This is a genomic window from Methylobacterium sp. Gmos1 (assembly GCF_053764715.1).
In genome coordinates this window covers 90,188-113,098 of sequence record NZ_JBSNCC010000015.1, presented here as the reverse complement: position 1 = coordinate 113,098, position 22,911 = coordinate 90,188, and the positions used below count along the sequence as shown (strand labels likewise).

At 70.1% G+C, this 22,911-nt stretch carries 15 protein-coding genes and 2 tRNA genes; 10 read left to right on the top strand and 7 right to left on the bottom strand.

The genetic code is table 11. The features are described from left to right. Positions 1 to 35: 35 nt before the first annotated feature. Positions 36 to 2,072, bottom strand: coding sequence for a M23 family metallopeptidase (locus ACS5PV_RS24030; protein ID WP_455397863.1), 2,037 nt, complete (start codon positions 2,070 to 2,072; stop codon positions 36 to 38). Between the two features lie 443 nt (positions 2,073 to 2,515). Between ACS5PV_RS24030 and ACS5PV_RS24025 the strand changes: the two genes are divergently transcribed. Next, a complete protein-coding gene (locus ACS5PV_RS24025; protein WP_455397862.1) occupies positions 2,516 to 3,103 on the top strand; it encodes a HupE/UreJ family protein in 588 nt (195 codons plus the stop codon). A 32-nt stretch (positions 3,104 to 3,135) separates the two neighbouring features. Here the strand turns inward: ACS5PV_RS24025 and ACS5PV_RS24020 are convergent, their stop codons facing one another. Further along, positions 3,136 to 3,966 carry a class I SAM-dependent methyltransferase gene (locus ACS5PV_RS24020; protein ID WP_455397861.1) on the bottom strand — a complete coding sequence of 277 codons (831 nt, stop codon included), beginning with the start codon at positions 3,964 to 3,966 and terminating at the stop codon, positions 3,136 to 3,138. A 69-nt stretch (positions 3,967 to 4,035) separates the two neighbouring features. Beyond that, positions 4,036 to 4,512 carry a MucR family transcriptional regulator gene (locus tag ACS5PV_RS24015; RefSeq protein WP_455397860.1) on the bottom strand — a complete coding sequence of 159 codons (477 nt, stop codon included), beginning with the start codon at positions 4,510 to 4,512 and terminating at the stop codon, positions 4,036 to 4,038. Between the two features lie 386 nt (positions 4,513 to 4,898). Between ACS5PV_RS24015 and purU the strand changes: the two genes are divergently transcribed. The 5 genes from purU (at position 4,899) to ACS5PV_RS23990 (ending at position 10,606) form a co-directional block, all read left to right on the top strand. Next, positions 4,899 to 5,765 (top strand): formyltetrahydrofolate deformylase, encoded by an 867-nt coding sequence (purU, locus tag ACS5PV_RS24010; RefSeq protein ID WP_455397909.1) that lies wholly within the window; start codon positions 4,899 to 4,901, stop codon positions 5,763 to 5,765. A 189-nt stretch (positions 5,766 to 5,954) separates the two neighbouring features. After that, on the top strand, positions 5,955 to 7,232 hold the full coding sequence (locus tag ACS5PV_RS24005; protein ID WP_455397859.1) for a glycine cleavage T C-terminal barrel domain-containing protein: 1,278 nt from the start codon (positions 5,955 to 5,957) through the stop codon (positions 7,230 to 7,232). A gap of 20 nt (positions 7,233 to 7,252) precedes the next feature. After that, complete coding sequence (gene folD, locus ACS5PV_RS24000; RefSeq protein ID WP_455397858.1) at positions 7,253 to 8,146, top strand: bifunctional methylenetetrahydrofolate dehydrogenase/methenyltetrahydrofolate cyclohydrolase FolD; 894 nt, start codon at positions 7,253 to 7,255, stop codon at positions 8,144 to 8,146. A gap of 79 nt (positions 8,147 to 8,225) precedes the next feature. Further along, positions 8,226 to 9,179 (top strand): LysR family transcriptional regulator, encoded by a 954-nt coding sequence (locus tag ACS5PV_RS23995; protein ID WP_455397857.1) that lies wholly within the window; start codon positions 8,226 to 8,228, stop codon positions 9,177 to 9,179. A 59-nt stretch (positions 9,180 to 9,238) separates the two neighbouring features. Next, positions 9,239 to 10,606 (top strand): MFS transporter, encoded by a 1,368-nt coding sequence (locus ACS5PV_RS23990; RefSeq protein WP_455397856.1) that lies wholly within the window; start codon positions 9,239 to 9,241, stop codon positions 10,604 to 10,606. 14 nt (positions 10,607 to 10,620) lie between these two features. Here ACS5PV_RS23990 and ACS5PV_RS23985 read toward each other — a convergent pair whose 3' ends face one another. Further along, positions 10,621 to 14,949: a diguanylate cyclase domain-containing protein gene (locus ACS5PV_RS23985; RefSeq protein WP_455397855.1), complete on the bottom strand. Its 4,329-nt coding sequence runs from the start codon at positions 14,947 to 14,949 to the stop codon at positions 10,621 to 10,623. Between the two features lie 319 nt (positions 14,950 to 15,268). Here ACS5PV_RS23985 and ACS5PV_RS23980 point away from each other — a divergent pair, with 319 nt between their 5' ends. Then, a complete protein-coding gene (locus tag ACS5PV_RS23980) occupies positions 15,269 to 16,960 on the top strand; it encodes a methyl-accepting chemotaxis protein (RefSeq protein WP_455397854.1) in 1,692 nt (563 codons plus the stop codon). A gap of 115 nt (positions 16,961 to 17,075) precedes the next feature. Then, positions 17,076 to 18,842: an ATP-binding protein gene (locus tag ACS5PV_RS23975; RefSeq protein ID WP_455397853.1), complete on the top strand. Its 1,767-nt coding sequence runs from the start codon at positions 17,076 to 17,078 to the stop codon at positions 18,840 to 18,842. A gap of 53 nt (positions 18,843 to 18,895) precedes the next feature. Here ACS5PV_RS23975 and ACS5PV_RS23970 read toward each other — a convergent pair. Both ACS5PV_RS23970 and ACS5PV_RS23965 read right to left on the bottom strand, forming a co-directional pair. Continuing rightward, positions 18,896 to 18,972: transfer RNA gene (locus tag ACS5PV_RS23970), tRNA-Pro, on the bottom strand. Positions 18,973 to 19,061: 89 nt separating this feature from the next. Then, a tRNA-Pro gene (locus ACS5PV_RS23965) sits at positions 19,062 to 19,138 on the bottom strand. A 218-nt stretch (positions 19,139 to 19,356) separates the two neighbouring features. Here ACS5PV_RS23965 and ACS5PV_RS23960 point away from each other — a divergent pair. Further along, positions 19,357 to 21,015, top strand: coding sequence for a histidine kinase famiy protein (locus ACS5PV_RS23960; protein ID WP_455397852.1), 1,659 nt, complete (start codon positions 19,357 to 19,359; stop codon positions 21,013 to 21,015). Positions 21,016 to 21,108: 93 nt separating this feature from the next. Further along, on the top strand, positions 21,109 to 22,488 hold the full coding sequence (locus tag ACS5PV_RS23955; protein WP_455397851.1) for an esterase-like activity of phytase family protein: 1,380 nt from the start codon (positions 21,109 to 21,111) through the stop codon (positions 22,486 to 22,488). Positions 22,489 to 22,668: 180 nt separating this feature from the next. Here ACS5PV_RS23955 and ACS5PV_RS23950 read toward each other — a convergent pair whose 3' ends face one another. Next, on the bottom strand, positions 22,669 to 22,887 hold the full coding sequence (locus tag ACS5PV_RS23950; protein ID WP_455397850.1) for a DUF333 domain-containing protein: 219 nt from the start codon (positions 22,885 to 22,887) through the stop codon (positions 22,669 to 22,671). Between the last annotated feature and the right edge of the window lie 24 nt (positions 22,888 to 22,911).

The window sequence follows — 22,911 nt, the reverse complement described above, 5'->3', positions numbered from 1 at the left end:
CCCGGATCCGGCGCGCCGCCGGATCGACGCCCCCCTCAGCGCATCGCTTCGCGCTGCGCCAGGGTCGTCGGCGCGCCCGACTTCTGGATCAGCCCGTCGATCTGGTCGCGCTGGCGGCGGAACTCGGCGAGCAGCCGGCCGTCGAGCTCGCGGCCGCGGGGCACGCGGATCTTCATCGGATCGACGAAGTGGCCGTTGATGATCACCTCGTAGTGCAGGTGCGCGCCGGTCGAGAGGCCGGTCGAGCCGACATAGCCGATGATTTGGCCCTGGCGCGCCTTGGCCCCGGCGCTGACGCCGCGACCGAACCGGGACATGTGGTTGTAGGTGGTGACGTAGCCGTTGGCGTGCTGGATCTCGACCCGGCGCCCGTAGCCCGAATCCCACTCCGCCTTGATGACGGTGCCGTTGCCGGCCGCGAAGATCGGGGTGCCGATGCGGATCGACCAGTCGACGCCGGTATGGAGCTTGGCGTAGCCGAGCACCGGGTGGCGGCGATAACCGAAGCCGGAACTCATGTTGCCGTCGGCGACCGGCTTGCGCAGCAGGAACTTCTTCAGCGAACGGCCGGCCTCGTCGAGGTAGTCGACGCTGCCGTCGTCGGGCGACTGGAAGCGGTAGATCCGTCGCGACTCGCCGCCGAGGTTGAGGGCCGCGAACAGGATGTCGGGCCGCTCGGCCGAGCCGCCGGATTCCTCGTCGTAGGTGTAGAACAGCTCGATGCCGTCGCCGGTGGCGACGCGGCGCTGGAAATCGACGTCGTAGCCGAAGATCCGCACCAGGTCCTCGACCGTCGAGCGCGGCAGGTCGTAGCGCGCCGCGGTCTCGTAGAGGCTGGCATAGAGGCGCGCGCCCGTGCCCTCGTCGTCGTCGTCGGCCTCGGGCTTCGCCGCCGGCTTCTGGGCCACGCCCTCCGGCACCGGGGGGGCCACCGACACGAAGGCGCCGCGGTCGTTCATCGCGGCGATCGCCTCGACGCCGGACTCGCCGTAGAGGATCACCCGGGTGAGCTGGCGCGGGTCGCCGGCCCGGGGCCCGGGGCCGACCTGGAGCCGCATCTGCTGGCCCTCGCCGATGCCGGCCCGGACCCGGGTGCCGAGCGCCGCCAGGATCGGGCGGATCTGCTCGTCGAGCCCGCCATTGGCCCGCAGCACGCCCTCCAGGGTCTCGCCGCGCTTGATCGCGACGTCGCGCTCGTCGACCAGCGGTGCGTCGCGCTCGCGCTCCATCTTGGCGAGGTCGGTGACGTTCTCGCGCATCACCCGGACCTCGATCGACTTGAACGGGCCGGACGCGCCGCCGAAATCGCCGCCGCCGTCGAGGCCCGGCAGGGCCGCCATGCTGCGCAGCGTCCGCGAGAGCATCAGCTGCGGGGCGATGGGCAGCGCGGCGCGCCGCCCGGCCTCGGCGGCGAGCCGCCGCTCCTCCTCGATCTGCGCCGCCACGTCCTCGTCCGAGAGGGCGGGAGCACTCGCCGGCACCGCGAGGTCGCCGAGGTCGCGCTTGACCACCGACACCTCGGCGTCGGGTGCCTCGGCGGCACCTTGCGCCTCCGGGGCGCGGTCGGTGCCCGGATCGGTGAAGAACCGCATCGGGTCGAACGAGGGGATGTCGGTCGCCGCCATGCCGGCGGTGGCCGAGAGCGCGGTGGCGATCCGCACGAAGGGCCGGACCTTGATGATCTCGCGCTCGCCCGCCCGGAGCGTCACGGGAGCCTTGAAGCTCTGCTTGGCCAGCGCCACCATCGGGTTGCGCACCAGCCGGTCGCCCTTGCGGGCGAGGTTGGTGCCGCCCTCGCTCGCCACCGGCCGGGGCGCCACGGTCACCGCCTGGGGCAGTTCGGCGAAGGTGACCTCGCCCTGGAGCGAGACCCAGATCGCCGAGCCGATCAGGGCGGCGCCGGTCATCCCGGTGAGCACGCAGGCGGTGAGCCAGCGCAGGTTGACGTCGCGCCGGTCGGACCGCGGTGAGGCGGCGCCCGACAGGTCGAGCGGCGGCTCCCGGCCCGGATCGGCGGACCGGCCGCGGGGCGCCTGCTGGGATCCGACCGGGTCGAGCCGCGCGCGCTTCACCGTCTCTCCTTCGCTCAACCGTGCCAGAGCCGCCGCGGCGATGCCACGACGGCGAAGAGGACGCTTCGGCTCGCTTGTCCTTGAGCCCCGCGACCATGCGTGGCGCAGGCAGGGAAATCAACGGCGGGCAGGAGGCGCATCCCCAACCGGCCGTGCGCGTCTGGACGCCCGGCCCGTCGGATCTCGCTCCCGTGTCTCCGGCGCCAGCATGTCAGGATTGAGGCGTGTCAGGATCGAGGGGTGGGCCCGGCTCCGCGCGGCGCTCGATTTGCCGCATGGCCGGCGCCGGGACCCGGACCACTTCTCGGGAGGAGGGCGCAAAACGTCGATCCGCGGGCGTTTCCGGCAGCGCGGCGGTTTCCTCGGCGGCGCCTCTTGCACTAGGGTTTCCTGTACCACGGTTTCCCACGCCACGGTTCGCTGCCCCTTTCCGGGAGTTCCCCATGACGCGTCGTCACGCCGGCCTCGCCGCCGCCCTGCTGCTCCTCTCCTCGCAAGCCGCCTTCGCGCATCCCGGCCACGGCGACGCCGCCGGTCTGGCGCACGGCTTCGCCCATCCCTTGAGCGGGGCGGACCACCTGCTCGCCATGGTGGCGGTCGGGCTGCTCGCGGCGGCCCGGGGCGGGCGGGCGCTCTGGGCGGTGCCGCTGGCCTTCCTCGGCATGATGGCGGTCGGCGGGGCGCTCGGCGCCGCCGGGATCGCGGTGCCCTTCGTCGAGGCCGGGATCGGCCTGTCGGTGGTGGCCTTCGGCCTCGCGGCGGCCCTCGGCGCCGGCCTGCCGCTCGCCGCGGCGATGGCCCTCGTTGGCGCCTTCGCGGTGTTCCACGGCTACGCCCACGGCGCCGAGATGCCCGAGACCGCCTCGGGCCTGACCTACGGCATCGGCTTCCTGGCGGCGAGCGCCCTGCTGCACCTCGCCGGCATCGGGCTCGGGCTCGCCACCGGCCGCGTGGCACAAGGGCGCGCGCTGCCCTTCGCCGGGGCCGCGGTGGCGGTGGCGGGCGTGGCGGTTCTGGCCGGAACCCTCTGAGAGCCTTATGACCGGGGCCGCGAAGGCTCCGGTCACCCCGGGTTGACGGCCGTCGCGAGCCAGCAGGCGCCGTCGAGGCGCACCGGTCCCCGCGCCGGCATCGCCGCGCGCAGGGCCGCCAGGGCCCGTTCGCGCAGGCGCGGATCCTCGATCTCGCGCAGGAGCCCGGCGATCGGCCCGACGGTGGCGGAGAAGCGCGCGGCCTCCTCCCCGTCGGCGCCGATCTCCAGGGGGCGGTCGACGGGCACGACCGCGGCCTTCGCGAAGCCGGCCCCCTCGAGCAGGGCGACCAGGGCCCCGCCATCGGCGAAGCGGAACGGTCCCGGGCCGCCCGGGGGCGAGGGCGTGGGCTCGGGCACCACGCTCAGCACCGCGGCGCGGGGTACGCCGACCCACGGATTCTCGGCGAGCGCGCGCCAGCACAGGATCGCCAGCCGTCCTCCCGGCCGCAGGGCCCGGCGGATGTTGGCGAAGGCCGCCCGCGAATCCTCGAAGAACATCACTCCGAAGCGCGACAGCGCAACGTCGTGCTCCGGGGCGAACGGATGGGTCTGGGCGTCGGCCTCGGTCCAGGCGACGGGAGCGCCGGCGGCCGGCCGGGCGCGGGCCCGGGCCAGCATCGGCCGGGACACGTCGACCGCCGTGACCGCGCCGCCGGATCCGGTGCGCGCGGCGGCCAGCAGGGCGGTCTCGCCGCAGCCGCAGCCGATGTCGAGCACCCGCTCGCCGGGCCGCAGGGCGGCACCGTCGAGCAGGGCCGAGGTCAGCGGCGCGAAGACCCGGTCGAGCTCCGCCTGCATGTCGGCCCAGCGCGTGCCGACATCGCCGTTCCAGTACTCCGTCTGGGTGATCGGCTCCGGCATCGGCGCGCCCTCGTCCCGTGGTCTCGTCCCGACGCTACAGCCTGCGCGAGACCGGGGACAAGGGGGCTTTCAGGTCGCCTTCCGCGGCCGTCCGCGCCGCGCGGGAGGCGCGTCCGGGGCGTCGTCGTCCTCCGCTCCGCGCAGGCGGCGCCGGCCGAGGCCGCTGTTCTTGGCCAGCTCCGAGCGCTGCGAGGCGTAGTTCGACGCGACCATCGGGTAGTCGCGCGGCAAGCCCCATTTCTCGCGGTACTGGTCCGGCGTGAGGCCGCGGCCGGCGAGATGGCGCTTGAGCGTCTTGTAGGGCTTGCCGTCCTCCAGGGAGATGATGTGGTCCGGCGTCACCGTGCGGCGGATCGGGATCGGCGGCTCGGGCTTCGGCGGCTCGGGCGCGGGCGGCGCCATCAGCTGGGTCAGGGTCGAGTGGACCGCGCCGATCATCGGCGGCAGCTCGTTCGGCGGCACCGCATTGTTGGACACGTAAGCCGTGATGATCGCGGCGCAAAGATCGACGACGCGGTCACCAGAGCCATTCTCCTCGACATTCATCGCCCAACCCCGTCTGCATTCGTGTTGAAGAATGCATGATGACGACCAAACGTCAAACAGACTGCGCATCGACCGCGGCTAATCCTGTGGGCGTAATCTGTGTTGCTCAGTCAGTTGGGAGGAGGGCAAGCTAACTTATGTTTATGAGGCGGGCTACGCTCTTCGATGTAGGAGGGCGCCGCGGCGCCTGCGGGCGCGTGTCCCTGCGTGCCACGTCCTCGGCTCCGCCGCTGCGATATCCGATTCCAGAATAATGCGTATCTGAAAATAGCTACTGGCCAATATCGCCGTCGTCGATATCCTGGGTCAATCAAGAAGCATAAATCCAGATGAAGGCATTGCAATCTGCGAAGCCGCAGGTTGCGGGAGGACGGTCCGTGTCAAATATAAGTCGATTTGACTCAGCGCGTTATATTCTGACATTATCATGCCGTGACAAATCCGGCATTGTCGCCCGAGTCTCGGCCTGCTTATACGATCAGGGCGCAAACATCGTCGAGGCAGAGCAATTCGAAGATGCGGAAAGCGGTCGTTTCTTCATGCGTATCGAATTTACGGCCGACATCGATGCCGTCATGACGTTGAGGCGTGCTTTCGCGCCGGTCGCCGCGCATTTCGACATGCACTGGCTGCTTCGCGACAAGACGGAGCGCAAGAAAGTCGTATTGTGCGTCTCCAAATTCGATCACTGCCTCGGCGACCTGCTTTACCGGCACAGGCTCGGCGAACTTGCCATGGATGTGGTTGGAATCGTCTGCAACCACCCGCGCGACGCCCTGAGCGTGAGCTTGATCGGGGAGATCCCGTTCCACCACCTGCCGATCGACAGGGGCAACAAGCCGGAGCAGGAGGCCAGGATCAAGGCCATCGTGACCGAGGCCGGGGCCGACCTCGTGGTTCTCGCCCGCTACATGCAGATCCTGTCCGACGACCTGTCCGCCTTCCTCTCGGGCCGGTGCATCAACATCCATCACAGCTTCCTGCCCGGCTTCAAGGGCGCCAAGCCCTATCATCAGGCCCATGCCCGGGGCGTGAAGCTGATCGGCGCGACGGCCCACTTCGTCACCGCCGACCTCGACGAGGGCCCGATCATCGAGCAGGACGTCGAGCGCGTCACCCACAGGGACACGCCCCACGATCTCGTGCGCAAGGGCCGGGACATCGAGCGCCGCGTCCTCTCCCGGGCCGTGAGCCTGTTCTTGCAGGACCGCGTGATGCTCAACGGCGAACGGACCGTCGTCTTCGCCAACTGAGTGTCTCTCACGAAACTCCCGGTCACCGGCGCCGCTCGACGTGGCGGCGCCGGCGCAGCGGGAGTTTCGTGAGGTGCACTGAGCGTCGCGCCAAGGTCACCCCGACCGGCCCGCCTGTGATCTGCCGCCGACCAGGTGAGATCCCCGGCAGCTTAGAGCCGGCAATTCCAAAAACCCCGAGGAAACACCATGCTGCCGCCCGACCTGCGCAAGGTACCCGAAGGCTATTTCACCAGCCGCTGGGGGATGCCCGAATACACCGACTGGATCGACGAGAGCATGTCCTGGAAGGAGACCTGCTCGATCGGCGACTGGTCGTTCCTGTGGGAGCGCCGCTTCAAGGGGCCGGATGCCCTCAAGCTGTTCAGCGACACGTCGATCAACAGCTTCGCCAAGTTCGACGTGCTCCAGTCGAAGCACGTCACGCACACCAACCAGGATGGCAAGGTCATCGCCGAAGGCATCCTGACGCGCCTGTCCGACGACGAGTACATGCTGTTCGGGCGTGGGACGTTCTGGGTCGATCACGTCCGGCGGAACGGCAACTACGACGTCACCTCGGAGGCGGACGACTGGTTCAATTTCCAGGTCGCCGGGCCGACGTCGCTGGCACTGCTCGAGACGGCATCCGGCGCCAACCTGCGCGACATCAAGTTCATGCGCTCCGGCGAGATCGAGATCGCCGGCTGCCGGATGCTGGCCCTGCGCCAGGGCATGTCCGGTGAGATCGGCTTCGAGCTCCAGGGGCCGATCGCCGACGCGCCACGGGTGTACGAGCACCTGATCTCGGTCGGCCAGGAGTTCGGTCTCAAGAAGCTCGGCGGCAGGGCGGCGTTCATCAATCACCTGGAAGCCTGCTTCCCGACGATCGTCACCGATTACCTGCCCGGCATCTTCGGGCCCGAGATGGCGGGCTACCTGGCCGAGTTCCGGGCCGCCATGCCGGCCTTCGCCTCGACGTTCAACGTGGCCGGCAGCTTCGAGGCCGACGACATCAGCGCCTGGTATCGCAGCCCGGTCGAGCTCGGCTGGGGCAAGAACATCAAGTTCGATCACGACTTCATCGGGCGCAAGGCGCTCGAGGACGAGGTCGCCCACCCGCGCCGCGTGATGCGGACGCTGGTCTGGAACGGCGACGACGTCGCCGATGTCTATGCCTCCCTGTTCCGCAAGGATCAGAAACCGTATCAGTTCATGGAGATGCCCCGCGACCAGCGCGGGTTCATGTACGCCGACAAGGTGCTTCTGGGCGACCGTGAAGTCGGCGTCGCAACCTCGCGCGGCTACAGCTACTACTTCAAGGAGATGCTCTCCCTCTGCGTGATCGACGTCGCTCATGCGGAGATCGGCACGGATGTCGCGGTGGTCTGGGGCAATCCCGGCGACCGCCAGAAGGTGATCCGCGCCAAGGTGGCTCCCGCCCCCTACAAGCAGGACAACCGGCGCGCCGACCTGTCCAAAGTCTAGATCCCACGTCTGGTTCGATCATGCCTGCCCACATCATCGACGGGACGGCGCTTGCCGCCGCACTTCGCCAGGACGTCGCCGACGGCGTGGAGGCCCTCCTCGCCCAGGGTGGTTCCCGCCCCGGTCTCGCGGTCGTGTTGGTCGGCGACGATCCGGCCAGCCACGTCTACGTCGCCAGCAAGGTCCGCCAGACCGAAGCGGTGGGGATGCGTTCGATCCGGCACGATCTGCCGGCCGACATCGACGAGGGCACGGTGCTCGCCCTCGTGAGGAACCTGAACCGGGACCCCGCCATCGACGGGATCCTGGTCCAGTTTCCCCTGCCGGCCCAGATCGATCCGGCCAGGATCGTCGATGCGATCGCGCCTGAGAAGGACGTCGACGGCTTCAACCCGCTCAATGTCGGGCGCGTCGCGAGCGGTGCTGCCAACGGCCTCGTGCCCTGCACGCCGCTCGGCGTCATGCGCCTGATCCGCTCGGTGCGCGAGGATCTCGCCGGTCTGGGAGCGCTGGTGGTGGGTGCGTCGAACGTGGTCGGGCGTCCGATGGCGCGGCTCCTGCTGCAGGCGGGCTGCACCGTCTCGATCGCGCACCATCTGACGACGGATCTCGCCCGGCGGACGCGCGAGGCCGACATCCTGGTGGTGGCGACCGGCGTGCCCGGCCTGATCCGCGGCGAGGCGATCAAGCCCGGCAGCGTCGTCATCGATGTCGGGATCACCCGGGTCGCGCTCCCGTCCGGCAAGACCCGCCTCGTCGGCGACGTGGTCTTCGACGAAGCCGTGGAGGTTGCCGGCGCCATCACGCCGGTTCCCGGCGGCGTCGGCCCGATGACGATCGCCCAGCTGCTGGCGAACACCCTGACGGCGGCGCGGAGGCTCCGGACCCATGTGGGATCACGCTCTTGCGCCTGACGCCCTGGCGGCGGGCGCTCCCCCGTCCGTCCGCGTGCTAGCCTCCCGGGGCACCATCCCTGATAGCAGGATCGGCTCGATGGATATCCGGCGGCTGGATCTCAACCTCCTGCTGATGCTGGACGTGCTCGAACGGGAGAGAAATCTCTCGGCCGCGGCCCGCCGCCTCGGCATGAGCCAGCCGGTGGCCAGCGCCAGTCTCGCCAAGCTGCGCGCCTTCTTCGGCGATCAGCTGTTTCTCAGGACGGGACGCGGCATGCGGCCGACGCCGTTCCTGGAGGAGATCATCGGTCCGGTCAGGGCCGTCCTGGAAGCCATCGATCGGGACATCCTGCGCAAGCCGACCTTCGACGCCGCCCGCAGCGAGCGCGTGTTCACGGTCACGACGTCGGATATCGGCGTGCTCGTCTTCGTTCCGCCGCTCCTGCGCTGCCTGCGGGCGCAGGCCCCGAAGGCCAGCCTGCGCTGCGTGACCATGCATCACCGCGAGCTCGGCGACGCCCTGGATCGGGGCGACGTCGACGTCGCCATCGGTTACTTTCCCGACCTGTCGTCGCCGAGCATCGCCGAGGACGATCTCGTCGAGCATCCGTTCACCTGCATCGTGCGTCGGGATCACCCGACGATCGGCTCGACCCTGAGCCTGGAGCAGTTCCTGGCGGCCGATCACCTGGTGGTCAACGAACAGGGTCGCAGCCAGGAGATCGTCGAGCGCCGGATGCGCGAGTTGCGGCTCGAACGGCGCGTGCTGCTGCAGATGAACCACTTCATGAGCGTGCCGCAGCTGATCGCCAACAGCGACATGGTGGCGATCGTGCCCGCCTCGCTCGGGGCCTGGTACGCCGGAGCCGGCCTGAAGATGGTCCCGCCTCCGTTCGCGGTTCCCGATATCCGGCTCAAGCAGTTCTGGCACAGACGGCGCGAGAACGACCCAGCAATTCGCTGGTTGCGCGGCATCATCAACCAGCAGCTGCGCGGCCGGGATCCCCTGCTCGCGATGACGCCCGACTATGCCGGACTGATCGACGACTGATCGCATGCTCCCGTCGAGCAGGTTCTGCGGCGCAAAAAATTCACCTGGGAGGAAAAATCATGAATGCTGCACCTGTCACGTCGGGCACCGGCCCGGCGGTCGATCTCGGCTTGCTCGTCGACGACGGGGCGTGGACCCGTTCGCGCAAGCAGGTCCTGCTGCTCTGCGCGCTCGCCATCATTCTCGACGGGCTCGACAACCAGATCCTCGGCTTCGCCATCCCGTCGATGATGGCGGAATGGGGCGTGACCCGGGGTGATTTCGCCCCGGCGCTCGCCCTCGGCTACGTCGGCATGACGGTCGGCACGCCGCTGGGCGGCGTTCTCGGCGACCGGATCGGCCGCAAGATCGCGCTGGTCGGGTCCGTCATCCTCTTCGGGCTTGCAACAGCCGCGATCGCGCTGGCGCATGGTCCTTCCGACATCAGCCTGTACCGCTTCATCGCCGGCCTCGGCCTCGGCGGAGCCCTGCCGGCCGCGACCACGCTGATCGCCGAGTTCACGCCGAAGCGCCGGCGCAGCCTGTCGGTGATGCTCGGCATCGTCTGCATCCCGATCGGCGGCATGATCGGAGGCCTTCTCGCGGCGCAGTTGCTGCCCGCTTACGGCTGGCGCAGCCTGTTCGTGGTCAGCGGGCTGGCGCCGATGCTGGTCGCCGTGATCCTGGCTTTCGCCCTGCCGGAATCGCCGCAATACCTCCTGCGCCGGGGTGCCGACCGGCGGCGGCTGGAGGCGTCGGTGCGCGCGCTCGGCGTCGCCGTGCCGGCGGGAAGCGATTTCGTCGACCAGCGTGACGCGGCCGTCGCCCGGGCGTCGTTCGGAGCCTTGTTCGAGAGGGATTACCGGCGCAGCACGTTCGCGCTGTGGGTGGCGTTCTTCTTCTGCCTTCTGCCGGTCTACGTCCTCTATGCCTGGGCCCCGACGCTGCTGACCAGCAAGGGGATCGACGTCAAGCTGGCGAGCCTCGGCCTGTCGCTCTTCAACTTCGGTGGCGTCGCGGGCTGCATCGCCGCGGCGTGGGCGATCGCGCGATACGGCTCCCGGATCGGGATCCTGACCATGGCGGGCGCCGCGGCCCTCGGGGCCGCGATCCTCTCCCTGGTCCCGCTCTCCGCCTCCAGCCAATCCGTGCTGATGCCGCTTCTCTTCGTCGAAGGGTTCTTCCTCCTGGGCGCGCAGGGCTCGTTGTATGCCCTGGCCACGCATGTCTATCCGACATCGATCCGCTCGACGGGGGTCGGGGCCGCGGCCGGCTTCGGGCGGGCCGGTGCGATCGTCAGCGCCTATATCGGCTCGGCGGCCCTCGGTTACGGGTCGGCGGCCTTCTTCGGCGTGATCGTGACCTGTCTGGTTCTGACCTTCATCGCCGTCGGCGTCGTCAACCTGCACGCTGCATCGCTGCGGCGGCACGGCTACGGCCATGCCTGACGACTCGTGAACAGTCACGCGTTCTTCCGGACCCGCCCGCCGTCGACCGTTGCGGCCCCCGCTTCCCCGGGGGCTGCGCCACGGGCACCCGCCTCCGGTGACCACGTCGAGAGGAGCCGCGGCACCCGCGATCCGGCCATCGGCCTCGCATACAGGTAGCCCTGGGCGTAGTCGCATCGCATCGCCCGCAGCCGCCGCGCCTGCGCCTCGGTCTCCACCCCCTCGGCCGTCACCTGCATCCCGAGGCTGCGGCCGAGGCCGATGACGGCAGCCACGATCGCCGCGTCGTCCTCGTCCCGCTCCAGGTCGCGCACGAAGCTCTGATCGACCTTGATGTGGCTGACCGGGAACTGCTTCAGGTGGGTGAGGGAGGCGAAGCCGGTGCCGAAATCGTCGAGCGTCACCATCACGCCCTGGTCGTGCAGGCGCCGGAGCGTGCCCGGGACGCTCTCCGAGCCGTGGCCGAGGAACACCGTCTCGGTCACCTCCGCCTCGAACAGCGCGGCGGGCACGCCGAACGACGCCAGCGCCTCCAGCATGCTGCCGGCGAGATCCGGCTTCTGGAACTCCGCCGAGGAGACGTTCACCGCGACGCGGCCGAAATCCAGGCCATCGTCGCGCCACGTGCGCATGTCGCGCAGGATCTGCCGGAGCAGGCTGTCGCTGAGCGCCGTCGCGATCTCGGGGTCCTCAAAGACGCTCCCGAAGTAGCCGGGCGTCAGCAGGCCCTTGTCGGGATGCTGCCAGCGCGCGAGCGCCTCGAACCCGGCGATCCGACCGGTCCCGAGGCACACCTTCGGCTGGTAGAAGGGCACGATCCGGCCTTCTGCGAGCGCGGATCTGACCTCGTCGGCGATGGCGATGCGCGTCTCCGTCGCGGCGCGCAGGCCGAGATCGAACACCACGGCGCGCGAGCGGCCGAGCATCTTCGCCCGGTGGAGCGCCATGTCGGCCGCCTTCAGCATCTCGGGCGCATCGCGATGGTGATCGGGGTAGCCCGCAAGACCGATGCTGGCCCTGCACGAGAGCGTGCGCCCGCGGTGCTCGAACGGCTGGCGCAGGCGCTCGATCAGGACCTGCGCGTGGTTGGCCGCGTGCTCCAGCCGCAGCGGCTCGGTCAGCAGGATCGCGAACTCGTCGCCGCCGAGCCGGGCCACGAGGTCGGCCGCCCGCAGCCCGTCGCCGAGCCGCCGCGCGGTCTCGCACAGCACGGCGTCGCCCGCATCGTGACCGTGCGTCTCGTTCACGTCCCGCAGCCGGTCGAGGTCCACCAGCAGCAGGCTGACGCAAGACCCGCCCTCCTCGGCGGCGGAGACGGCCTGCTCGAAGCGCTGGTGGAACAACTTCCGGTTCGGCAGTCCGGTCAGCGCGTCGTGGTTTGCGGCGCGCCAGGCCTTCTCCTCGGCGAGCTTGCGCTCCGTGATGTCGAGGGTGATCCCGACGATGCGCTCCTGGCCGACCCACTCGGCCCAGCCGCTGAGCCAGATCGTGCGGCCCGCGGCCGTGACGTAGCGGTACTCCAGGTGCTCGTGATGCTTGCCGCCCTCGAAGAAGGCCTTCACCGCCGCCCGGTCCTCGGGATGGACGCGGTCGAGGAAGACCGAGAACGGCTCGGTTCCAAGGCCGAGGAGCTTCACGCCGTTCTCCGATCGGTCGGCCGGGTCCGGGCAGGAACTCCGCTCCCAGGCCACCATGCGGCCGGCCCGCAACGCGAGCCGAAGCCGCTCCTCGCTGGCGCGCAGCGCCAGGTCGGCGCGCCGCTGCTCGGTCATGTCGTGCATCGCACCGACCACGCGCACGACGCGGCCGTGCGCGTCCCGGATCATGAAGCCGCGGTCGAGCACGTCCGCGAAGCTGCCGTCCCCCCGGGCGAACCGGTAGGTGTCGCTCCACAGGTCGCCCTGCCCGTCGACGACCTCCCGCAGCGAGGCCGTCACCCGCCGGCGGTCCTCCGGGTGGATGGCGTTCCTCCACCACGCGCCCGTCCGGTCGATCTGCGCCTCGCCGTAGCCGAACAACGCCTGCGCCCTCTCGCTCCAGGTGATCGTGTCCGTGGACAGGTCGTGGTCCCAGGCCGCGTCCTGCGTGGCCATGAGGGCGAGCCGGTAGCGCTCCTCCTGCGAGCGGATCAGCTCGCCGGCCCGCCTGCCGTCGTGGATGTCCGTGGTCGTCCCGACCCATTCCTGGATCTTTCCGGCCGCATCCGTCAGCGGCACCACTCTGGCGAGGAACCAGCGGTACTCCCCGTCCGAGCGCCGCACCCGGAACTCGCAGGTGCCGGGCGAGCGCGAGGCGACGATCTCCCGCCAGCGCGCCGACACGCGATCGAGGTCCTCGGGATGGAGGCACCCGGCCCAGCCGAAACCCCGGGAGGCGCCGGGCGCCTGGCCGGTATAGGTCTCCCATCCGCTGATCTCGATCAGCGCGCCGTCCGGCTCGGCGCGCCACACCATGGTGGCGGTCGCGTCGATCAGGGCCTTGTAGCGCCGGGCCGTCGTCTGCAGGTCCGTCTCCAGCCCCACCTGCGCGGTGACGTCGCGCGAGATGATCAGCATCAGCCCCCGGGTGCTGCCGTGGTCGCGGAGCCGGTTCAGGCTCACGTCCCACCATTTCGGCTCGCCCCTGGCGGTCCGGCAGAAACCCCGGAACCGGGCCGAGCCGGCCTCCCGCGCCTCCTCGACGGCGCTCAGGGCCGCCGCGTGGTGCTCGCCCTGCCAGAGGTCGACCCAGGCCCGGCCGAGATACGGCGAGACGTCGTCGATCTGCATCGCGCGCAGCCCGCCCGTGCTGAGGAACAGCAGGCCGCCGCCCTGGTCGATCAGCGTCACGCAATCCGTGCAGGTCTCCAGGATGTCCCTGAGAAGCTCGCTGACGAAGAGCGGCTCGGGCCGGATCAGGCCCATCGGCTGATCCGGGGCCGGCGGCGGCTTGCGGTCGGCGACGAGCGCGACGCGGGCGTCGCCGTTCGCGTGGAACCGGAAGGTGTTCCGTCCGTCGGCCTTGGCCCGGTACAAGGCCTGGTCGGCACGGGCGAAGAGCTGGTCGGGGTCGTCGCCGTCCTGCGGCGCCAGCGCGATGCCGACGCTGACCCCGATGCCGGCCGGATAGCCGTTGAGGTCGACGGGCGGGACCATGGCGGCGATCAGCCGTTCGGCCAGCCGCTGCGCGTCCGCCGCACGCCCTTCCCCGGTCTGGACGATCACGAACTCGTCGCCGCCCAGGCGCGCCACCGTGTCCTCGGCGCGCAGGACGGCCTTCAGCCTCTCGGCCACCACGCAGAGCAGCGCATCGCCGGCCTGGTGCCCGAGCGTGTCGTTCACCAGCTTGAAGCGATCGAGATCGAGGCACAGGAGCGCGAACCCGCCCGCGTTGCGCCGGCAGCGGGCGATCTCCCGCTCCAGGCTCTCGCGAAAGTGCAGGCGGTTGGGAAGGCCGGTGAGCGGGTCGTGACGGGCCAGCAGCACGGCCTTCTCCTCGGCCGCCTTGCGCTCCGAGATGTCGCGCAGCACCGCGACGTATCCGTCGGGCCGGCCCGTGCTCCTGGAGCGGGTGAGGCAGAACGAGATCTCGACCCAGACCCAGGACCCGTCCCGCCGGCGGTAGCGCTGCTGCGTGAGGGCCTGGGACGAGAGACCCTGCCGCAATTCGCCGAGCAGACGCGCGTATCCGTCCGCGTCGTCCGGGTGCACGAAATCGAGCGGTCTCGTGCCGACGAGCTCCTCGGGCGCGTAGCCGAGCAGCCGCTCGCAGGCGGGCGAGACGTAGCGGCGCGTCCCGTCGAGATCCGAGCGGACGATCATGTCGGTCGTGTTGTCGGCCAGGAGCCGGTACTCCGCCTCCCTCAGGCGCGCGTCGCGCTCCGCCCGGTTGAGGCGAAGCTGGGCGACGACGACCTGGGCGAGGTCGGAGAGCTGGCGGGCCTGCTCGGGCGAGAAGGCGCGCGTCGCCGTGTCGATGATGCACAGGGTGCCGACGCGGATGCCCGGGCTGAGCACCAGGGGAGCGCCGGCGTAGAAGCGGATTCGCGGCTCATCCGTGACGAGCGGGCTTTCCGAGAACCGGTGGTCGCGCGCGGCGTCCTCCACCACCATCACGTCGTCGCGCAGGATGGCGTAGGTGCAGAACGAGATCGCCCGCGGCGTACCCTCGGCCTGCCACCCGCACCTCGCCTTGAACCATTGCTCGCTCTCCCCGACGAGGGAGACGAGCGCGATCGGCACGCCGAAGAGCGCCTGGGCCGTGCGGCAGATCGCGTCGAACTGCGGCTCGGGCGGCGAGTGCAGCACGTCGAGGTCGTGCAGGGCCGTCAGCCGTTCGGCGTCGTTCGGGGGCAGCGGGTACATTCTCGCCTCATCGCGCCCATTCGAGGGCCGGATTGCCGGCAGGCTACAATCCGGATCTTAACAGGCGCTGCTCGCCCAAGCAGGAATTCGGCGCTCACCGAGGATGTAACAGTATGATCTGTCTCGTTCGAGCATAAAATGTGTACGCGAGACAATGCGGCTCGTTTCTGGCACTTAACGGTGAGGTGGGCTCGTTTTTAACTGCCTAACGCATAGGCATCATTAACGTGCCTTTAATCGCGGACGGGCGCCTATCGGACGGACCACTGTGCTCGGGGGCAGTACAGGGTCTCATTCCCCGGTCCCGTCCAGGTGCGCGATGCGCGTATTCAACAACCTCAACCTGCTGGCGAAGCTTGCAATCCCGGCCGTGCTGCTCGTCGTGGTGTCCGCCGGCCTCGTGGTGCTCGCGCGCGCCAGCCTCGCGACGCTGGAGCGGAACACGCAGCGCATCGTCGATGTGAGCGCGGCGCGTCTCGTCACCGCCCTGGACCTGGGAGCGGCCATCGACGAGGCGACGATCCACGAGAAGAACGTCATCATCGAGACCGACGAATCCCGGATGGCCGACCAGCACGCCGGCTACCAGGAGGCGAAGCGGTCCGCCTTCGCGCAGATCGACCGGCTGATCGCGATGGCCGACACCGCGGAGCGCCGGTCGGCGAACGAGGCCATCAGGGGCCTGTTGCAGACCTTCTTCTCGGCGTCGGAGCGTGCCGTCGCCCATGGACTGAAGAACGAGAACACGGTGGCTGCGCGGATCTCGAACGGTGAGGGGCGGGTCGTTCGCGTCGATCTCGCGAAGGCCGTGAGGAACCGCGTCGAGGCGAACCGGCGCGACCTGGATCTCGCCAAAGGCAATGCGGCGCAGGTCGCGGCCGCGGCGTCGCAGACGCTCACCCTCGTGGCGACCGTCGGGTTGCTGCTCGCGATCGGGGCGCTCGGATCGGTCGCGGTGTTCGGCGTCGCACGGCCGCTGACCGCGATGGCCGGCACGATGGAGCGCCTCGCGGCCGGTGACCTCGACGTCGCGGTGACCGGCATTGCGCGCCGGGACGAGGTCGGCACGCTGGCCCGCTCGCTCCAGGTATTCAAGGACAACGCCGTCCAGGCCCGCGCGATGGCGGCGGACCAGGAAGCGGAGAACGCGGCCAAGATGCGCCGGGCCGAGGCGCTCGACGGCCTCACCAAGGGGTTCGAGCGCAGCGTCTCGGCGCTCACGCACGGCCTGTCCGCGGCGGCCACCGAGATGGAGGCGACCGCGACCGCGATGGCCGGGACGGCGGACCAGACGACCCAGCAGAGCATGAGCGTCGCCGGAGCCGCCCAGCAGACATCGACCAACGTCCAGACGGTGGCGGCCGCGAGCGAGGAGATGGCGGCTTCGGTGCAGGAGATCGTCCAGCAGGTCAGCCAATCGGCCCGGATCGCCGACGCGGCCGTCGCCAAGGCGGCCCACACGGACACCACCGTGCAGCGCCTGACCGCCACCGCCGATCGCATCAGCACGATCGTGTCGGTGATCTCCGGCATCGCCGCGCAGACCAACCTGCTCGCGCTCAACGCGACGATCGAGGCGGCCCGCGCCGGTGCCGCGGGGCGAGGCTTCGCGGTGGTGGCGAGCGAGGTGAAGGAACTCGCCGGGCAGACGGCGAAGGCCACCGACGAGATCGGGGTGCGGATCGGGGAGATCCAGGGTGCGACCCAGGAAGCCGTTCGCGACATCCAGGAGGTCGGCAAGATCATCGGCGAGATGTCCAGCTACACGGCCAGCATAGCTGCGGCCATGGAGGAGCAGGGAACCGCCTCCCGGGAGATCACCCGCAACGTGCAACAGGCGGCCTGCGGCACGGAGCAGGTCACCGCCAGCATCTCCGGGGTGCGCGAGGGGGCCGGCCAGACCAGTGCGGCGGCCTCGCAGGTCCTGAGCGCCGCCCAGGAGCTCGCCCGCCACTCCGACAGCCTCAGCCAGGAGGTCGCCTCCTTCCTGATGCGGGTCAAGGCAGCCTGACCCGTCACGGGGCGGCCCTCGCCGCGAGCGCCGCCTCGACGGCGGCCAGACGAACCTCGCGGCGTTCCAGGACCTCGCGGAGAGATTCAGGACGCAGCTGCCTCTCTGGCACCGGGTGATCCTCGTCGACACCGAAGGCCACGTGGTCGTCCGCACCGGCATGCCGCTCGGATCGCCGGTCCCGCCGGTGACCGACGCGACGAGCTACCGCCGGGTCCTCGCGACCGGCGAGCCCGTCATCGGCAACCTCGCCGGGCCGGGGCCGGCGGATAACGGCGGCCCGCCCCGGGCGAGCTTCCGGGTGCCGGTCCTGCGCGACGGCAAGATCCGTTTCGTCCTGACGGGGGTGGTGTCGATCGAGCGCCTGTCGGCGCTCCTCGACTATCCCGGCCTCGACCCTGCGTGGCGCCCCTATCTCGTGGACGGCTCCGACAGGGTCGCGGCGAACCTGCGGATGCCGGCGAGGGTCGGAAGCTCCGCGATGCCGCCCACCATCGCGGCGCGCGAGGCCGGTTCGGTCGGTGTCTACGATGCGACCGGCCCCGATGGCGAGCCGCTGGTCACGGCCTTCCGCAAGTCCGATCGGACCGGCTGGTCGGTGCACCTCGCCATCCCACTCGCGCTCTACACCCGGCCCCAGACCCGCGCCGTCGCGATGGTCGGCGTCGCCGCCGTGACGGCCCTCGGCCTGAGCGGCCTCTTCGCCCTCCTTCTGCGGCGGGAATTGCGATCACAACGCCGGAAGACGCTCCAGCAGGAGCGGGCCATACGCATGGATGCGCTCGGGCGGATGACCGGCGGCGTGGCGCACGACTTCAACAACCTGTTGATGGTGATCTCGGGCAACCTGGAGATGCTGGGTCGCCGCCTGTCCGAGCCGCGATTCGCCGAGCCGAGACTCGAGCGCTACGTGACGGCGATCCGCAAGGCGGCCGAGCGCGGGACCGGCCTCACTCGCGACCTCCTGGCCTTCTCGCGCGGGCAGGGCACGCAGGCCGAGATCGTGGACCTGAACGGCCGCCTCGGTGCCGCCCTCCCGATGATCCAGCAATCCGTCGGCGGCGAGATCCGTGTCGAGACCGATCTCTCGCCTGGACGGCACGCCGTGAGGCTCGATCTGCTTCAGTTCGACCTCGCTCTGCTGAACATCGCCGCGAACGCGCGCGACGCGATGCCGGATGGAGGACGCCTGCGGATCGCGACCCGCCTTGTCCCGGTTCCCGGCTCGACGCGCGCGGGCATCGCGCTGTCGATGACTGACACGGGGAGCGGCATTCCAAAGGAGGCGCTCCCGCACGTGTTCGAGCCGTTCTTCACGACCAAGGAGGTGGGCAAGGGGACCGGCCTGGGGCTTTCCCAGGTCTACGGCTTCGTCAAGGCCGCCGGCGGCGTCGCCGACATCGAGAGCCGGACGGGACAGGGAACGACCGTCACGCTCGTCCTGCCGCTTGCCCCCGAGGGCGTGCCGGTGCCGACCCCCTCCGCGGACGTGTCGGCCCCGATCGGCACGGCGTCCGGATCGATCCGCGTCGTCCTGGTGGACGACAACGAGGAGGTGAGGGGTGTCACGGCCGCGTTCCTGGAAGAGGCCGGCATGCGGGTCGAGCAGGCGAGCAGCGCTCAGGCGGGACTGGCGTTGCTGGATGAGACCGCCGCCGACGTCCTGGTCAGCGATCTGGTGATGCCCGGCACGATGGACGGCCTCGCCCTGGCCAACGAGGTGCGGCGGCGCTGGCCGGCCCTGCCGATCATCCTGGTGTCGGGTTACAGCACGTCCGCTGCGGCCGCCACGGAACAGGGATACACCCTGTACATGAAGCCGTTCGACGTCATCGAGCTCGTGCGAGCAATTCGAGGAAAGCTCGATGTCGTTCGGCGATGACGGAGCCTGAAGCCGAAGGATTCTCGGGAAGACGCCCTCTCCCGAGGGAGAAATGGTCGGAGTGGCAGGATTTGAACCTGCGACCCCCACGTCCCGAACGTGGTGCGCTACCAGACTGCGCTACACTCCGACGCGCCCGAAGGCACGGGTCTCATATCGATCAAACATCCTGGGTTAGATGCTCGATGCTCTCGGGATGACTCAGGCTCGCGAGAGCGCTGGTCGGAGTGGCAGGATTTGAACCTGCGACCCCCACGTCCCGAACGTGGTGCGCTACCAGACTGCGCTACACTCCGAACGGCCGGCCGTGGCCGACGACCGGGCTTATAGCGAGGGCATCCGGGGGCCGCAAGGCCGTTCGTGCGTGATGGCCGAGTTTCTTGAGCCGGCCCGGTTCGGCGCCCCGGGCGGGGGAGGCGGGATAGGTCTTGCGCGATTCGCTCCCGCCCCCCATTGTCCCGCCATCAGGACGGTCGACACCGGCGGGGTGGCGTATGGCGAGCCGGGTGGCGGCGTGAGCGAGGACGATCAGGCCGGGGTGCCGGAGCCGGGGGTGAGCCACTCCGCGGAGGCGCCGTCCCTGGCGCACCTGAAATCCGCGACGATCCGCAAGCCCGGTCTCGACGACCGCGGCAGCGTGTTCTTCGCGGCGATCGAGATGACCCGGATGCCGATGATCCTGACCGATCCGCGGCAGCCCGACAATCCGATCGTGTTCGCCAACCGGGCGTTCCAGGACCTCACCGGCTACACGCAGGCGGAGCTCGTCGGCCGCAACTGCCGCTTCCTGCAAGGGCCGGAGACCAGCCGCGAGACGGTGGGCGAGCTGCGCCAGGCCGTGGAGGAGCGCCGGGCGATCGCGACCGAGATCCTCAACTACAAGCGCGACGGTTCGCCGTTCTGGAACGGCATCTTCATCGGCCCGGTCTTCGACGAGGCCGGCGAGATCGTCTACTTCTTCGCCTCGCAGCTCGACGTGACCCGGCGGCGGGTGTCGGAGCAGGCCTTCCGCCAGTCCCAGAAGATGGAGGCGATCGGCCAGCTCACCGCCGGCCTCGCCCACGACTTCAACAACCTGCTCCAGGTCGTTTCCGGCAACCTCGAACTTGCGCGCAACGGCGTGACGAGCGAGCGGGCGCAGCGCCAGCTCGCCAACGCCGCCGGCGCGGCGGAGCGGGGCGCCAAGCTGACGAAGCAGCTCCTGTCCTTCGCCCGCAAGGCGCGGCTGGAGCCGCGCTCGCTCAACCTCAACGCCCTGGTGCTCGCCTTCGCGGAGGTGGCCGAGAGCACGCTCGGCAGCACCGTCTCGGTGCGCCTCGACCTGACGCCGCGCCTGCCGGCGATCACGATCGACCGCACCAACCTCGAGATGGCGCTCCTCAACGTGCTCATCAACGCCCGCGACGCGATGCCGGCGGGCGGCACGGTGACGATCTCGACCGCCTCGGTGCATCTCAACGGCAACGGCCGGGCCCGCGCCCTGCCGCCCGGCGACTACGTGGCGCTGCGGGTGCGCGACGAGGGGGAGGGGATGCCGCCCCACGTCGCCGAGCGGGCGACCGAGCCGTTCTTCTCGACCAAGGGCCCCGGCAAGGGCACCGGCCTCGGGCTCGCGATGGCGCACGGCTTCGTGCAGCAATCGCGCGGGCGGCTGGAGATCGAGAGCCGGCCGAATGGCGGCACCACCATCACGATGCTATTTCCGGCCGGCCACGGCGCAGCGGTCGAGGAGAAGCCGGCCGAGCACAAGTCGGTGCTGCGGGGCGGCGACGAGACCGTGCTCGTCGTCGAGGACAGCGACGACGTGCGGGCGCTCGCCCGCGAATACCTCGAGAGCCTGGGCTATCAGGTGCTCGCCGCCCGCGACGGCGAGGAGGCGCTCGGCATCCTGGAGCGCGAGGAGCGGATCGACCTCCTGTTCTCCGACATCGTCATGCCGGGCGGCGTCAACGGCCTGATCCTGGCCGACCGGGCCCGGAGGATGCGGCCGGACCTGCCGGTGCTGCTGACCACCGGCTACAACGAGGACCTGGTCGCGGAGGGACCGGCGACCCCGACCATGGACGTGCTCGGCAAGCCCTACCGCAAGGCCGAGCTCGCCGACCGGATCCGCGCCGCCCTCGACCGCGGCGCGAGGCCGATGCCGGCCCCGGGCGAGCCGCATCACGGTTGACGGCCCGGGGGGCGATCTCCCGGCGGCACTGTCGTCACTTCGCTGACATGGGTCCTGCGCCAGAACGGCCGCGCCCCTTCCCGCGAGGACCCTATGCCGCGCCGTTCCCTGCTCGCCCTCACGCTGCTCCTGTCGGCCGCACCCGCCGCCTTCGCCCAGGCGCCCCAACCGTCGCAGGCGGAGACCGCCCCGCGGACCTTCCCGGCGACGCTCGCCGGCCACGCCGTCCTGCCGGCGGAGAGCTACCTGCCGACGCCGGAGGACGCGCCGAAGGACCTCGCGACGCCCGGCAAGTTCACCACCGGCCGGCGGGTCGAGGCGGTCGGCACCGTCGAGGTCCTGTCGATGGGACGCCCGACCAGCCTCAAGCTGCCGCTCAAGGGCCAGCCGCTCCAGGGCCATTCCGGCATCAAGCATAGGCCCGACGGCACCTACTGGGTGCTGACCGACAACGGCTTCGGCACCAAGGCCGGCTCGCCCGACGCGATGCTCTACCTCAACCACTACCGGATCGACTTCGGAGCCGGCGGCGTCGAGCGGCTGGAGACGATCTTTCTGCGCGATCCCGACCGGAAGGTGCCGTTCCGCATCGTCAACGAGGCGACGGACAGCCGCTACCTCACCGGCAGCGATTTCGACCCCGAGAGCTTCCAGTTCGTCGGCGACCAGATCTGGATCGGCGAGGAGTTCGGCCCGTTCCTGATCAAGGCCGACCGCACCGGCAAGGTCGAGGCGGTGATCGAGACCCTGGCCGACGGCAAGCCGGTCCGCTCCCCCGACAACCCGGCGGTGACGACGCCGGCGGCGCCCGGCGGCGCGATGGTCTTCAACGCGCGCCGCTCCAAGGGCTTCGAGGGCATGGCGGCGTCGCCCGACGGCAGCCGGCTCTACGCGCTCCTCGAAGGCCCGCTCTGGGACGTCGACGCCAAGGCGTTCGAGACCCGCGACGGGCGAGACGTGCTGCGCATCCTCGAATTCGACACCAAGGCCGAGACATGGACCGGCCGCTCGTGGCTCTACCCGCTGGAGCAGGCCGGCAACGCCATCGGCGACTTCAACATGATCGATGCCACTACCGGCCTGATCATCGAGCGCGACGACGGCGAGGGCACCGCCGACCGCGCCTGCCCGGCGGGCGAGAAGAGGCCGGACTGCTTCTCGGTCCCGGCGAAGTTCAAGCGCGTCTTCAAGATCGAGATGACCGACGCCAACCAGGGCGGCCCGGTGCGCAAGATCGGCTCCATCGACCTGATGCGCATCGCCGATCCGAACAAGAAGGCGCGCAAGCCGCTCACCGACGGGGCGCTTGCCTTCCCCTTCTGGACCATCGAGAACGTCGACAAGGTCGACGACACCCACATCGTCGTCGGCAACGACAACAACCTGCCGTACTCGGCGAGCCGCGACCCGCACCAGGCCGACGACAACGAGTTCGTGCTGCTGGAGGTGGGCGAGTTCCTGAAGGCGAAGTAGCGGGAAGGCGCCCCGCATCTCGCGAAAGGTGCGGGGCGACCGGCTGACAACATCCGATGTCGCCTTGGTTCCTGTCAGAGTTGCGACGCCAGACTCGATGCCCTGCCGGTCACTCCGCTGCGCGGCCCCGGAATAACCAGCAGGGACGTCAAACCGTTCGGGGGTGAAACGAACGCGCTTTCAGCGCTTCGCCTTGTTCGCCTCGCGAAACAGCTGCCACTCCTCGACCACGCGCCCGTCGGGCAGGTGGCAGTAGCCCGCCTCGCCCTTGGCCTCCTTGCGCATCTCCAGGCGGCCGCCGACGGAGGTGCAATAGGCCGAAGCCGGGTTTCCGAGAGCCCGGGCCTGTGGAATCGCCGCGGTCACGGTGAGCAGTGCGGCGGCGAACAGCGACCTCATGGTACTCTCCCGAACCCGTCCGCG

What these genes read in the sequence shown, in the direction of transcription:
- ACS5PV_RS23995 (WP_455397857.1), top strand. Translation starts at nt 8,226, where the DNA reads ATGGATATCCGGCGGCTGGATCTCAACCTCCTGCTGATGCTGGACGTG.
- ACS5PV_RS24020 (WP_455397861.1), bottom strand. Translation starts at nt 3,966, where the DNA reads ATGCCGGAGCCGATCACCCAGACGGAGTACTGGAACGGCGATGTCGGC.
- ACS5PV_RS24005 (WP_455397859.1), top strand. Translation starts at nt 5,955, where the DNA reads ATGCTGCCGCCCGACCTGCGCAAGGTACCCGAAGGCTATTTCACCAGC.
- ACS5PV_RS23950 (WP_455397850.1), bottom strand. Translation starts at nt 22,887, where the DNA reads ATGAGGTCGCTGTTCGCCGCCGCACTGCTCACCGTGACCGCGGCGATT.
- ACS5PV_RS23980 (WP_455397854.1), top strand. Translation starts at nt 15,269, where the DNA reads ATGCGCGTATTCAACAACCTCAACCTGCTGGCGAAGCTTGCAATCCCG.
- ACS5PV_RS23985 (WP_455397855.1), bottom strand. Translation starts at nt 14,949, where the DNA reads ATGTACCCGCTGCCCCCGAACGACGCCGAACGGCTGACGGCCCTGCAC.
- ACS5PV_RS23990 (WP_455397856.1), top strand. Translation starts at nt 9,239, where the DNA reads ATGAATGCTGCACCTGTCACGTCGGGCACCGGCCCGGCGGTCGATCTC.
- ACS5PV_RS23955 (WP_455397851.1), top strand. Translation starts at nt 21,109, where the DNA reads ATGCCGCGCCGTTCCCTGCTCGCCCTCACGCTGCTCCTGTCGGCCGCA.
- folD (WP_455397858.1), top strand. Translation starts at nt 7,253, where the DNA reads ATGCCTGCCCACATCATCGACGGGACGGCGCTTGCCGCCGCACTTCGC.
- ACS5PV_RS24015 (WP_455397860.1), bottom strand. Translation starts at nt 4,512, where the DNA reads ATGAATGTCGAGGAGAATGGCTCTGGTGACCGCGTCGTCGATCTTTGC.
- ACS5PV_RS24025 (WP_455397862.1), top strand. Translation starts at nt 2,516, where the DNA reads ATGACGCGTCGTCACGCCGGCCTCGCCGCCGCCCTGCTGCTCCTCTCC.